Annotated in this window: 11 protein-coding genes; all 11 read right to left on the reverse strand. The window is 28.6% G+C overall.

What is annotated here, in order from left to right:
* Positions 1–172: 172 nt before the first annotated feature.
* The 11 genes from pgsA to FRIFI_RS10025 all read right to left on the reverse strand — a co-directional run bounded on the left by pgsA (position 173) and on the right by FRIFI_RS10025 (position 13,634).
* Positions 173–715 (reverse strand): CDP-diacylglycerol--glycerol-3-phosphate 3-phosphatidyltransferase, encoded by a 543-nt coding sequence (pgsA, locus tag FRIFI_RS15030; RefSeq protein ID WP_092924794.1) that lies wholly within the window; start codon positions 713–715, stop codon positions 173–175.
* The gene (gene rimO / locus FRIFI_RS09980; protein ID WP_176579612.1) at positions 716–2,038 is read right to left on the reverse strand and encodes a 30S ribosomal protein S12 methylthiotransferase RimO; all 1,323 of its coding nucleotides are present in this window, start codon (positions 2,036–2,038) and stop codon (positions 716–718) included.
* A gap of 2 nt (positions 2,039–2,040) precedes the next feature.
* Positions 2,041–3,096: a tRNA 2-selenouridine(34) synthase MnmH gene (mnmH, locus tag FRIFI_RS09985; protein ID WP_166505765.1), complete on the reverse strand. Its 1,056-nt coding sequence runs from the start codon at positions 3,094–3,096 to the stop codon at positions 2,041–2,043.
* A gap of 2 nt (positions 3,097–3,098) precedes the next feature.
* Positions 3,099–5,492: a DNA translocase FtsK gene (locus FRIFI_RS09990; protein ID WP_166505766.1), complete on the reverse strand. Its 2,394-nt coding sequence runs from the start codon at positions 5,490–5,492 to the stop codon at positions 3,099–3,101.
* A 117-nt stretch (positions 5,493–5,609) separates the two neighbouring features.
* On the reverse strand, positions 5,610–6,398 hold the full coding sequence (locus FRIFI_RS09995) for a ClpP family protease (protein ID WP_176579613.1): 789 nt from the start codon (positions 6,396–6,398) through the stop codon (positions 5,610–5,612).
* Positions 6,399–6,551: 153 nt separating this feature from the next.
* On the reverse strand, positions 6,552–7,766 hold the full coding sequence (dapG, locus tag FRIFI_RS10000) for an aspartate kinase (RefSeq protein ID WP_092924786.1): 1,215 nt from the start codon (positions 7,764–7,766) through the stop codon (positions 6,552–6,554).
* Between the two features lie 9 nt (positions 7,767–7,775).
* The gene (locus FRIFI_RS10005; protein WP_092924784.1) at positions 7,776–8,021 is read right to left on the reverse strand and encodes a YlmC/YmxH family sporulation protein; all 246 of its coding nucleotides are present in this window, start codon (positions 8,019–8,021) and stop codon (positions 7,776–7,778) included.
* Between the two features lie 170 nt (positions 8,022–8,191).
* A complete protein-coding gene (locus tag FRIFI_RS10010) occupies positions 8,192–9,433 on the reverse strand; it encodes a M16 family metallopeptidase (protein ID WP_092924782.1) in 1,242 nt (413 codons plus the stop codon).
* A 194-nt stretch (positions 9,434–9,627) separates the two neighbouring features.
* Complete coding sequence (locus FRIFI_RS10015) at positions 9,628–10,359, reverse strand: polysaccharide deacetylase family protein (protein ID WP_242977250.1); 732 nt, start codon at positions 10,357–10,359, stop codon at positions 9,628–9,630.
* Positions 10,360–10,533: 174 nt separating this feature from the next.
* A complete protein-coding gene (gene pnp, locus FRIFI_RS10020; RefSeq protein ID WP_166505767.1) occupies positions 10,534–12,639 on the reverse strand; it encodes a polyribonucleotide nucleotidyltransferase in 2,106 nt (701 codons plus the stop codon).
* 254 nt (positions 12,640–12,893) lie between these two features.
* On the reverse strand, positions 12,894–13,634 hold the full coding sequence (locus FRIFI_RS10025) for a tyrosine-protein phosphatase (protein WP_166505768.1): 741 nt from the start codon (positions 13,632–13,634) through the stop codon (positions 12,894–12,896).
* Between the last annotated feature and the right edge of the window lie 169 nt (positions 13,635–13,803).

Genomic DNA, 13,803 nt, shown 5'->3' on the forward strand with positions numbered 1-13,803 from the left:
TTTACCATACTAATTTTATTTATAAACCTTTATTTACATTTTTATACATTTTATATAAAACTTATGTTTTAGTATAACTTGTATCTGTGTAAATTAATATTTACACTTTAGCTTATATTTAAAACTGTATTTTGTATAAAGTAAAAAGCGGGCAGTTTATGCCCACTTTTTATTATTTACTATTCATGAATAATTCTTTATTTTTATATAAGTATTCCCATCCTGAGTAAAGTGTTAGAAGTGTTGCTATTAATATAGATATATCTCCTATCATAATTAATAGTGAATTGTTAAAGTTTGCTCCTAATAATAATACTATTATAGCTACCATTTGGCTTATAGTCTTTAACTTTCCTCCTCCACTAGCTGCTATTACTTTTCCATCAGCTGCTGCTATTGCTCTTAGTATACTTACTGTTAGCTCTCTCGCTACTATTATTATTACCATCCAACTTGCTACTAAGCCACTTTCTATCATACATATTAATGCTGATAAAACTAATAACTTATCTGCAAGTGGATCCATAAATTTCCCAAAGTCTGTAACTAGATTATGCTTTCTTGCTATGTGTCCATCCATAGCATCTGTTATTGATGCTACTACAAATATTATACAAGCTATTAAATATTTGTTAGGTATGTTAAGTAACATTACTATTATAAATACTGGTATTAAGAATATCCTAAATAAAGTTAATTTATTTGGTAAATTCATTTATAATACATCTCCCATTAAATCATATTCTAAAGCTTTATCTATTCTTACTTTTACAAAATCCCCTACATTAAGTTGATCTTCAGATTTTACGTAAACTATACTATCTATTTCTTCTGCATCGCCTTGAGTTCTACCTATATATACTTTATCTTCTATTTGTTCTTCTATTAAAACTTCGTAAGTGTTTCCTACTTTAGCTTCATTTAATTCTTGAGATATTTTTTGTTGTTCTAGCATTAATTTATCTCTTCTTTGTTCTTTTATTTCTTGTTCTATGTGATTAGGTAATTTATCTGCTGGCGTATCTTCTTCTCTTGAATATGCAAATGCACCTAATCTATCAAATTTAACTTCTTTTGCAAATTCTACAACTTCATTAAAATCTTCTTCAGTTTCACCTGGGAATCCTACTATTATAGTTGTTCTTATTGTAGCATCTGGTATATGCTTTCTTATCATTTCTATTTTAGATAATATATCTTCTTTAGTTGTTTTTCTATTCATTAGCTTTAGTATTCTGTTACTTGCATGTTGTATAGGCATATCAAAGTAGTTACATATATTATCATATTTTTTCATTACCATAACTAATTCTTCGCTTATTGATTCTGGGTAAGAATACATTACTCTTATCCACTTTATGCCTTCTACTTTAGCTAATTCTTCTAGTAAAGTTGGTAACATTTCTTTGTTGTATAAATCAAATCCATACTTAGTTGTATCTTGTGCTATAACTACTAATTCTTTAACACCTCTAGCTGCTAAATCTTTAGCCTCTTTAACTATATCTTCCATTTTTCTACTTCTATATTTACCTCTTAATTTTGGTATTATACAGTAAGTACAATGGTTGTCACAACCTTCACCTATTTTTAGGTATGCCATATGATTTGGAGTTGTAACATATCTTGGTAATTCTTCGTTGAAAGCAAATTCTATATCATTTAAGCTAACAACTTGCTTTTCTTTTTCTAAGTCTTTTATTATTTCGTCTATTTGTTGATAACTTCCTGTACCTACTATTGCATCTATTTCAGGTATTTCTGCTTTTAATTCTTCTGAATATCTTTGTGCTAAACATCCTGTTACTATAAGTATCTTTAGATTTCCATCTACTTTGTATTGTGCTAAGTCAAGAATAGTATCTATTGATTCTTGCTTTGCTGATTCTATAAATCCACATGTATTTACAAGTATTATATCAGCCTCAGAAAAATCACCTACTAACTTATAACCTTTTCTATTTAGTATTCCCATCATTATTTCTGCATCTACTAAGTTTTTCGAACATCCTAGTGATTCTAGTGCTATCTTTAACATCTTTATTGCTCCTTTTTGGCCTTCTCGTGATATTTTATGCTTTCATTTAGTCCTTTAGTCATATCATCAAAGTTTATAACTTGATTATATTTATACTTATCAACCGAATGCATATATAAAGGGTCATAATACTCTACTAAATATCTTTCTACTAATTCCTCGTATTTTCCTTCATCTAATAGATTAATATATTCATCTACTCTCTTATGACCTAATCTTTTTCTAAATTTATTTATACAATCTTTTAAAGTTTGTATGTTTTCTTCTTTATTTTTTTGATTATGTATATAATCTCTACATAATCTTTTAACTCTATTTTCAGTACTACATTCTAATAATATATGATGACCATCTCTTATAATAGCATCATATATTTCATTAGGTACACAAACATGACCTACTCTTTTACTTTCACTTTCTATAAATATATAATCTGAGTTTGAGTAAAATAATTCTTCAAATATTTTAGTTTCGAATTTCTTTTGACTTGGTGGTTTTTGGTCAAATGTTATAAATCCAAATGTAGAACCACTATTTTTAGCTATTCCTTCTAGATCTATATTGTCTATGTTATTTTCTTCTAACATTTTAAGTAAGTCGGTTTTTCCGACTCCCGTAAGTCCATGAACTACTATAAATTCTTTTGTATTCATTATATTTCTTAGATAATCTAATACATAATTTCTATAAGATTTATATCCACCTTCTAATTGGTATACATTTATGCCTAGAGAAGAAACTAAGTTAACTACCGATCCACTTCTCATTCCTCCTCTAGCACAATAAACTACTACATTGTCATGATTTTTTGCAGCTTCTAATACATTAAGATATATATCTTTTAATTTATATCCAACATAATCAAATCCTATTTTTATAGCTTCATGTTTTCCTTGCATTTTATATATAGTACCTACTTCATTATGTTCATTGTCTTTAAATAATGGCATGCTAAATGCATCTAATATATTATCTTCTTCATGCTCTGATTCAGTTCTTACATCTATAAAAACTACATTTTCCAACTTAAGTGCGTCTTCTATTTTTATTGTCTTCAATTTTACTCACCTTCTAAATTTTGTAAGTCTTGTTTACTTATTAATACTTTTCTTGGTTTACTTCCTTCGCTTGGTCCAACTATACCTCTTTCTTCCATAGAATCTATAAGTCTTGCCGCTCTATTAAATCCTATTTTAAACTTTCTTTGTAACATAGATGATGAACCTTGTCCACTTTCAACTATAAATTCTATAGCTTCACTTAATAATTCATCTTCATCACTTGATTTTGCTATATTAGCTTTTGATATAGTCTCCATTATATCTTCTTCGTACTTTACTTCGTTACCACTAACTTGTGATTTTACAAAGTCTATAACTCTTTCAGATTCACCTTCTGATATAAACGCACCTTGAAGTCTAACAGGTTTTGCTGCTCCTAATGGATAGAATAACATATCACCTTTACCTAATAGTTTTTCAGCTCCACCCATATCAAGAATTGTTCTTGAGTCTGTTTGTGATGAAACAGCAAATGCTATTCTAGATGGTATGTTAGCTTTTATAACTCCTGTTATAACGTCAACAGATGGTCTTTGTGTTGCTACTATTAAGTGCATTCCAGCTGCTCTTGCCATCTGTGCTAATCTACATATATAATCTTCAACATCATTTGAACTTACCATCATTAAGTCTGCAAGTTCGTCTATTATTATTACTATCTTAGGGAGTTTTTCTTCTGCCTTTTGATTGTAACTTGTTATATCTTTTACTTGTGCTCCTGCAAATAACTTGTATCTTCTATTCATTTCTGTTACTGCCCAGTTAAGTGCATTAGCAGCTTTTTTAGGATCTGTAACTACTGGTATAAGTAGGTGTGGTATCCCATTATAGTTTGCAAGTTCAACTACTTTAGGGTCTATAAGTAATAACTTTACTTCATCAGGCTTTGCTTTATAAAGTATACTACTTATTAGTGTATTTACACATACACTTTTTCCTGAACCTGTTGATCCTGCTATTAACATATGAGGCATTTTTCCTATATCTGCTATTACAGTTTTTCCTGCTATATCTTTACCTAGTGCCATAGCAAGTGGAGATTCAAAGTTTCTAAATTCTTCACTTTCTAATACTTCACGAATTCCTACCATTTGTGCATTTTCATTTGGCACTTCTATACCTATTGCACTTTTACCTGGTATTGGAGCTTCCATTCTTATACTTTTAGCAGCTAAGCTTAGTGCTATATCATCTGTTAGATTTACTATTTTACTAACCTTAACTCCTGGGCTTGGCTGTATTTCATATCTAGTTATAGTAGGTCCTACTGTAACTTGATTAACCTTTGCTTCAACTCCAAAATCAGATAAAGTCTTTTCTAAAAGAGATGCATTTTTAAGTACTTTTTTTCTTCCTCCGTCATCACTTTTTTTATCTATTTTGTTTAAAAGGTTAAAGCTTGGCATTTTATAGTTTTCATAACTCATATTTGAAGCTACATTTATATCTTGAGTTTTCTCCATATCGGAATTGAATGTTTTAGATGTTTTTATAGGTTGTTCCTTTACATCTTCTACAACTCCTGTTTTAAAGCTTTGTAATTCCTTTATTGTATCTAATTCTGGCATATTTTGAGTACCTTCTAATATTTCTAGGTATTCATCTTCTGCCTTATTAAACCCAACTATTTTTATAGTTTTATCTCCTATATCATCTTCGTCTTGGTCTATTACATATTCTTCCTCTTCTTTAGAGTTTTTAGACATAAAGCCTTTAAATAGACCTTTTTTATCAACCATAGTTTCTTCATCTACTTCTTCTGTCATCATATCTATTGCTGATTTTTTCATATTAGATACTTTTTCTTTTAAGTTTAGGTTTCCATTTTTAGCACTTGATGATTTTGCTTTTATGTTTAATATTAAATCTTTAACTGATATGTTAAAGATAAATAATATAGTCATTACAAGTGCAAATATACTTATCATCCATCCACCAGTTAATCCAAACATTTTAACGATATAGTAAGTTATAGTGGTAGATACAAGTCCACTTCCTTCTCCACTTACCCCCATATCCATAACGCCTTTAATCATGTCTGAGCTTAAAGGAGAATCTACAGGCAAACTTTTTGCATTTAATAATCCATAGAATATAAACATAAATAATATTACTACATAGTATGTTTTAGTATTTTTTAATCTATATATATATTCGTTGCCTTCAAAGAATCCAAGTATCCCTATAATAATTACTATAAATGGTATTATTACAGAAAGAGAACCAAATAATCCTTTAAATAAAGATTGCATCATAGATCCTATAAATCCCATTGAACTTGAATTTAAACTATATAATAAAAATATACCTATAAATATAGTTACCAAATTATGATATTCCTGATTAAAGCTTAATTTCTTTTCTTTTTTCTTGCTTTTTTTCTTTTTAGCCACTCATCTCACCTCTTATCTTACTTTAAGTATATCATAGCAAAAAGTGTTAATGCCTTAACACTAACACTTTTATTTTATCATTTAATTATATCATACAACATATATTTATAACAATTTTTATTTATCTTGATTCTTTTCATCTTCTTTTATAAGTTCTTTTAACTTACTTAATGCTTCTTTTAATCCTCCAACTTCATTTATAAGCCCAACATCTACAGCTTCTTTTCCTATTAATACACTTCCAACGTCATTTACAAGTTCGTCTTTTGAGTGCATTATCCTGTCTAATTCATCTCTATCTATATTAGAAGTTCTAGTTATGAAATTACTTATTCTTTCTTGCATTTTTTTAAAGTATTCAAAAGTTTCATTTACTCCTATTACAAGTCCGTTAGTTCTTATAGGATGAACTATCATGGTAGCAGTTGGTGCTATAAATGAATAGTCTCCTGCAGTTGCAAGAGGAACTCCTATACTATGACTTCCTCCAAGTACTAATGTTACTACTTTTTTAGAGATGCTATTTAAAAGTTCTGCTATAGCAAGACCTGCTTCTACATCTCCTCCTACTGTATTTAATATGACAAGTATGCCTTTAGTATCTGCATTTTCTTCTACTGAATAAAGCATTGGTATTATATGTTCATATTTAGTTGATTTTTTTTGAGGATTTCCTACGTAGTGACCTTCTATCTCTCCTATTATAGTTATACATTGTATATCTTTTTTAGGCTGTGGTGGCATATCAGGCACACCCATTTGTTTTATGTTTTGTATATCTTTAGTTTCATTTACTGGATTTTCTTCATTTTCATTTTTTATTTGTAATGTACTTTTTTCTCTACCTCTATCACGGCTAAATTCTATATGATTATTGTAGTTAATGTTATCTTCATAATATCTCATGTATGTAATACTCCTCTCAAACTCTGCTTTCATGTTATTTTATCCAAATATATACAAAAAATTCTTTGAATGCTAAGTTTTAAAGTATTACATTTTTATTATATCTTTTAATTATTTTAATAGAATTTTTGATTTATTACATACTTTACTTAATTAATTTAAGTGAAATTCATTATGAATTGCATGCACTGACTTTGATATATCATTACTATCTACTAAACAAGATATTGTCATACTAGAATCAGATGTTTGAAGTAATGGTATATTTTCTTTTGATAAAGCTTTTACTAATCTTGACATAACTCCTGGTATGCCATTTATCTTAGCACCTATTAAAGTTACTTTTGCACAATTTTTTCTTATGGAATATTCTATATTTGATTTTTTAAGTATATTTTCAAGTTGTTCTATATACTCTTCTTCTACTACAAATGCTTTTTCTTCTATAAAAAAGTTTATCATATCTATACTTATGTTTTCTTTTTCTATATCATTTAATATATTTGTAAAATCATCTTCACTTGCTTTTATTTTAACTTGTGCTACTTTATCCTTGTGAGCTACAGCTGTCATTAGGCTATTTTTTACTTCATACTCCATATATTCCCTTTGGCACTCTGTACATATTCTAGTTCCTGCAAACTCTGGATTTAATGTATTTTTTATTGAAAGTGTTATATTTGCACTCCTTGCAAGAGATACTGCTCTTGGATGTATAACTTTAGCTCCTTTTTCTGCCATTTGAAATACTTCTTCATAATCTATACAATCTAATACCTTAGCATCAGGTTCTATTCTTGGGTCTGCTGTCATTATTCCATCTACATCTGTATATATCTCAACCCTAGAACAATTTAATGCTTTGCCTATTGCAACAGCCGATGTATCACTACCCCCTCTTCCTAGTGTTGTTATTTCTCCATCTTCTGTTTTACCTTGGAATCCAGCTATTACTACTACATTGTTATCATTTAACTCTTTTAATATTCTTTCTGTATTTATATCTAATATTTTTGCATCTGAAAAATTATTAGTTGTTATTATTCCAGCTTGATATCCTGTCAAGAAAGTAGCCTTTATATTTCTAACCTGTAACATGTTTGTAAGTACAGTTCCTGATATTATTTCGCCACAGCTCATTATCATATCTAGTTCTCTTTTGTTTGGTTGATCGTTTATTTCACTTAATAAAGAAATTAATGTATCTGTTGCATATGGTGAACCCTTTCTTCCCATAGCTGATACTACTACAACTAGCTTTAAATCCTTATAAGTTTCTTTATATGCTTTTATTATTTTGCATACCTCATTCATTTTTTCGTAAGATCCAACTGATGTACCACCAAATTTTTGAACTAAGATTTCCATAATGCCCCCCTAGTATATTCCGTCATATTCAATTATTATCATATCATTTCCTATTTTTCTAACATTTCTCCAAGGTACTTCAAGTACTGATTTATCCTTTCTAATACCAAAGAATCCTTTTTCCCTTGGTATTAATAATGCTAGTATCTCTCCTGTAGTTTCATCTATTATCATGTCACACTCTCCAATTACACCTAATCTTTCTCCTGTAACTAGATTTACTATTTCTTTACCTGCTATTTCAGATAAATTCATGTTTATCCCCCCATTTTTTCTTTTATAGTAAAATATCTCAAAGCATTTTGTAATATAAAAGTAAGTTAAATATTAGTTCACTTTTATATGATTATATTTACCTTAATTTTTATATTAATTTTAATCAACTTTGAGATATTCTTCATTCGTTTATTTTATTGTTTAAAGTATTATAGCTTTATGTTTTCTACATCTCTACCAACTATACATACTCCTATTTTATCTAAATTAAATACTTTATCTATTACCTTTTTTATAGTTTCTCTATCTATATTATCTATAGATTTTAATATTTCATCACTATTTCTTACCTTTTTATTTAGTAGCATTGCCTTACCTATTGCCATCATTCTGCTACTTGTACTTTCTAGACCTAGCATATAACTTCCCTTTAATTGTTCTTTAGTTAATCTTATCTCTTCATCACTTAGGTAATTGTTTTTAAGATCTTTTATTTCCTCTATAACTAAATTATATACTTCTTCTAGATTTTCGTTACTCATACTAGCAAATATTCCTAACTCTCCACATTGTCTATATAAACTTTGAGATGAATATATTGAATAAACTAATCCCTCTTCTTCTCTTATCTTTTGGAATAGCCTAGAACTAATGCTTCCTCCAAATATAGTGTTTATTATAGCTAATGCATAGGCTTCTTCTGTTTCTTCAGATGCTATAGCTTCTAAACCAATTGCTAGATTAACTTGTTCAGTATCTTTATTTTTCGTTATATAAGTATTTTTAAAATCTGCCTTAGTAAAGTTTATATCTACTTCTTTTTTATTCCATGATTTAAACTTATCTTCTATTTCTTTTACTATTTCTTCAAAATTAAAGTTTCCACATATAGATATTACTGAATTATTAGGTACATAATAATTGCCAAAATACTCTTCTATTTCTTTTTTGTTTATATCAAATAAAGACTTTTCTGTCCCTATTATGTTGTATCCTAAAGAATGCCCTTTATATATTCCTTCACTCAATAAGTCATAAGCTAAATCTTCTGGAGAATCTTCATACATCTTTAATTCTTCAAGTATTACTAATCTTTCTTTATCTATATCAGTTTGATTAAACAGTGGATTTAACATCATATCACTTAATATGTCTATTCCTTTATTTATATGAGAATCTAATAATTTAACGTAATAACATGTACATTCTTTGCTTGTAAAAGCATTTATTTGTCCACCTAAATTATCTATCTCATTTGCAATATCTTTTGAAGTTCTATTTTTAGTGCCTTTAAATAGCATATGTTCTATAAAGTGAGATATACCACTTATTTTCTCATCCTCTATTCTTGAACCTGCGTTTATCCATACCCCTAGTGCAATAGACTTTAAATAAGGTATCTCTTCACCTATTATTGTTAGTCCATTATCTAATACGTGTGTTTTATACATACTTCCCTCCATTTATAATGTCATTTTATAATTTAATATATTTATAAAGTTTTTTATTTTTACTTAGTGCTTTACATGAGATATGTAGTAAATATCTATACCCTAATATAAAAAATCTAAATATTAGTAGTTTTTATTAAACTACATGTATTAAATTATAAGTTACTATTTTTATTTATTCAACTATTACTATCCTAAAATACATCACTTAGCTTACCTGGTTTTAACCCCTTGTCCCTAATTATATTTATAATATCATCTACACATTGGACTGTTGCATTTGTTGGATGCATTAAAACTATACTATTATCTACTATGTCTTTTTTCTTAATTCTTTCAATTATAACATCTGGTTCTTCTCTATTTTTCCAGTCTATTGTGTCTATATCCCACTTTATAGATGTATATCCCATTTCTTTTGCTGCTTTTACAGTGTTGTCCCCAAATGAACCTGATGGTGCTTGGAAAAATTTAGTTTCTTCCTTTATTATATCTTCTATTATTTTCTTTGATGTTTTTATTTGTTCTAAATTTTCTTCATAAGATAAGTTTGCATAGTCTAAATGTTTATGTCCATGGTTTCCTATTTCGTGTCCTTCTTCCTTAATTTTTAGAAGTAATTCTTTATTGTTTTCTGCCCATCTACCAGTTACATTAAAGGTTATCTTTACATCTTCTTTTTTTAGTGCTTCTAGTATTCCCTCTACATATTCACTTTCCCATCCTAGGTCTACGTTGCAAGTTAATGCAACGTATCCACTTTTAACTTTTGTTCCTTGGTAGTATGGCTGATTTGCTACATCTAAGTTTAAGGTTGGTTTTGTCTCTCTTTTCATAAAGTATAACCCAGAAATTACAATTAATATAACTGCTATTAATCCTATAATGACTTTTTTTAATTTTTTCTTATTGATTACTATCATCATAATAGTTTTCCCCCTAATCAAGCCTTAATTATGTACAACTTCTTATATATTTTATTAGGTTGTATTAATATTTATGACTCTATTTCTTTGAGATTATTTTTGTATTGTATATTACTTTTAATCAAACTAAAAGACTGTAGAAAATTAGTTCTACAGTCTTTTTGTATTAATATATTATTTTTCTTCTTTTTTCTCAGGCTTTGGTAAAAGTACTTTTCTAGATAAGTTTACTCTTCCTTTTTCATCTATTTCAGTTACTTTAACTTCTACTTCATCTCCTATGTTTAGTACATCTTCAACTTTAGCTACTCTTTCGTGTGCTATATGAGATATATGAAGTAATCCTTCTTTTCCTGGAAGTATTTCAACAAATGCTCCAAAGTTCATTATTCTAGTTACTTTACCAGTATAAGTTTTTCCAACTTCAGCTTCAGCAACTATATCATTTATAAGCTTTTGAGCAAGTTTTATCATATCAGCATCTATTCCTGCTATGAATACTTCTCCTGTTTGTTCTATATCTATTTTAACTCCAGTTTCATCTATTATCTTAGTTATAACCTTTCCACCAGGTCCTATAACGTCTCTTATCTTATCTGGGTTTATATTCATTGTTACTATCTTAGGTGCATACTTAGATAATTCAGGTTTTGGCTCACTTATTGTCTTTCTCATTTCATTAAGTATGTGTATTCTACCAGCTTTAGCTTGAGTTAATGCATCTCTTAGTACTTGCTCATCTATACCAGCTATTTTTATATCCATTTGTATAGCTGTTATACCTTTTTCAGTACCTGCAACTTTAAAGTCCATATCTCCTAAGTGGTCTTCCATACCTTGTATATCTGAAAGTACTGCTACTTTATTGTCATGCTTTATAAGACCCATTGCAATTCCTGCTACCATATCTTTTAGAGGAACACCAGCGTCAAGTAGTGATAATGTTGAACCACAAACACTACCTTGAGAAGTTGAACCATTTGAGCTAAGTACCTCAGATACAACTCTTATTGCATATGGGAATTCTTCTTTAGATGGTAATACTGGAAGTAAAGCTCTTTCAGCTAAAGCTCCGTGACCTATTTCTCTTCTCCCTGGACCTCTTGATGGTCTAGCTTCACCAACACTGTATGCTGGGAAGTTGTAGTGATGCATATATCTTTTACTTTCTTCTTCATCAAGTCCGTCAAGTATTTGAACATCCCCTAAAGCTCCAAGTGTAGCTATAGACATTACTTGAGTTTGACCTCTTGTAAATAATCCAGAACCATGAGTTCTTGGTATAAATCCATTATCACACCATATAGGTCTTATTTCATCTAGCTTTCTGTTATCTGGTCTTACATTTTCATGTACTATTAATTTTCTAACTTCTTCTTTTATTATAGCATGAAGAGTTTCTTCTATGTCTTGTTCAAATTCTTCAGCTATTTCTGCAAAATGTTCAAAAGTTTCAGCTTTAACAGCATCCATCTTTTCCATTCTTTCTAACTTTTCAAATGTTTTTATAGCTTTAGCCATTTTTTCGCTTGCAAATTCACGAACAGCTTTTTCTATATCTTCATCTACTTGATGAAGTACAACTTCCATTTTTTCTTTTCCAACTTCAGCTACTATTTGTTCTATAAATTCAACTATCTTTTTGATTTCTTCATGAGCAAATAATATAGCTTCAAGCATTATTTCATCTGGTATTTCTTCAGCCCCTGCTTCAACCATCATTATAGCATCTTTAGTTCCTGATACTACAAGGTGCATAGAACTCTTTTCTCTTTCCTCTGCTGTTGGGTTAACAACAAACGCCCCGTCAACAAGTCCTATTAAAACAGAACCTGTTGGTCCATTAAATGGTATATCAGATATAGATAATGCTACTGAAGAACCTATCATTGCTACTATGTCAGGAGTACAGTCTTGGTCTACTGATAAAACTGTTGCAACTACTTGTACATCATTTCTAAATCCTTTAGGGAATAAAGGTCTTATAGGTCTATCTATAAGTCTTGATGTAAGTATAGCTTTTTCCGACGGCTTTCCTTCTCTTTTTAAGAATCCTCCTGGTATTTTACCTACTGAGTATAACTTTTCTTCATAATCTACACTTAGTGGGAAGAAATCTATTCCATCTCTTGGTGCAGAAGACTTAGATACGTTAACCATTACCATCGTATCTCCGTATCTAAGTATAGCACTACCACTAGCAAGTTCTGCTATTTTTCCTATTTCAACAGAAAGTTCTCTCCCTGCTAAATCCATTTTAAATATTTTATGTTCAAACATTAATTGCTTGCCTCCTCTTTAAAAAACACGTTTATCATCCTATGTATTATATTATCAAAAATAGTATAAATTAACAACATAAAAGTAATTTACTATATTTGAGATAGCTTTGTTTAAATAACCTATTATTAATTTATTATTTACTTATTGATATAAATTTAGTCATATATGTTTTAATCAATTAATATATTCTTTTTAAATAAAAAGTCTGTGTTTAACTTAAAATACTTTAAGTCAAATACAGACTCTTTATATTAATATAAATATCTATCTCTTAATTCTTTTAGATCTTCTACTGTTAATCCAAATTCATTGTATAAATATTCTTCTGTAGTTTTATAATCTTCATCTATTCTTCTAAATGCTTCGTTTATATAATCTTCATTTACACCAAATAAATATTTTAATTTTTCCTCAGGAACATTTTTTAACTCAGGTTGTACTTTCATTATCTCTTCTATGGCATCTTGTGCTGATTGATTGCTTTTTAAATAATCTTTTATTATATCTTCTCTACTTACACCTAATATCATTAAAATTATAGCACATCCTACTCCAGTTCTATCTTTTCCTGCTGTACAGTGAGTTAAAATTGGTAGGTTATTTTCATCTCTAATAAGTTCAACTAATCTTTTATATGATTTGTTATTTACTGGTAAATCATAATATCTTTCTTTTAACATATTAAAAGCATTTTCATTTTCAAACATATTTAATAACATTTCTTTGACAGATCCAAACTTAGCCGCGCTCATATCATCCATATTCATAGCAGATACTCTTATGTACTCTATATTTTCTATTTCTTCTGTTGGATTTTCTTTACTTTCTTCTTCGCTTCTATAATCAAATACTAACTTTATGTTTAAATCTCTTAATGTCTGTATATCATCACTACTTAAATTAGCTAAATTTCCAGATCTGAAAAATAATCCTTTTTTTACAGTTCTTCCATCTGACGACTTACATCCTCCAATGTCTCTAAAGTTTATCAAAACTTATCCCTCCTTATCATTTACATTTGATACATACCCTAAATAATTATAATAAAACATAGGTATAATTTTCTATAAAAATCACATTTTAGAAATATATTTTATATAAATTTTTAAGTATACTTGAAATATTTAATTAAGAGTACTATAATCTAATTAAGTAATCACT

The sequence above is a fragment of the Romboutsia hominis genome (genome assembly GCF_900002575.1).
In the GTDB taxonomy this organism is placed as follows: domain Bacteria; phylum Bacillota; class Clostridia; order Peptostreptococcales; family Peptostreptococcaceae; genus Romboutsia_C; species Romboutsia_C hominis.

Excerpts from the sequence above, each read along its gene's own strand:
- FRIFI_RS09995 (WP_176579613.1), bottom strand. The coding sequence starts at position 6,398 with ATGAGATATTATGAAGATAACATTAACTACAATAATCATATAGAATTT.
- pgsA (WP_092924794.1), bottom strand. The coding sequence starts at position 715 with ATGAATTTACCAAATAAATTAACTTTATTTAGGATATTCTTAATACCA.
- FRIFI_RS10015 (WP_242977250.1), bottom strand. The coding sequence starts at position 10,359 with ATGATGATAGTAATCAATAAGAAAAAATTAAAAAAAGTCATTATAGGA.
- pnp (WP_166505767.1), bottom strand. The coding sequence starts at position 12,639 with ATGTTTGAACATAAAATATTTAAAATGGATTTAGCAGGGAGAGAACTT.
- FRIFI_RS10010 (WP_092924782.1), bottom strand. The coding sequence starts at position 9,433 with ATGTATAAAACACACGTATTAGATAATGGACTAACAATAATAGGTGAA.
- FRIFI_RS10005 (WP_092924784.1), bottom strand. The coding sequence starts at position 8,021 with ATGAATTTATCTGAAATAGCAGGTAAAGAAATAGTAAATCTAGTTACA.
- dapG (WP_092924786.1), bottom strand. The coding sequence starts at position 7,766 with ATGGAAATCTTAGTTCAAAAATTTGGTGGTACATCAGTTGGATCTTAC.
- rimO (WP_176579612.1), bottom strand. The coding sequence starts at position 2,038 with ATGTTAAAGATAGCACTAGAATCACTAGGATGTTCGAAAAACTTAGTA.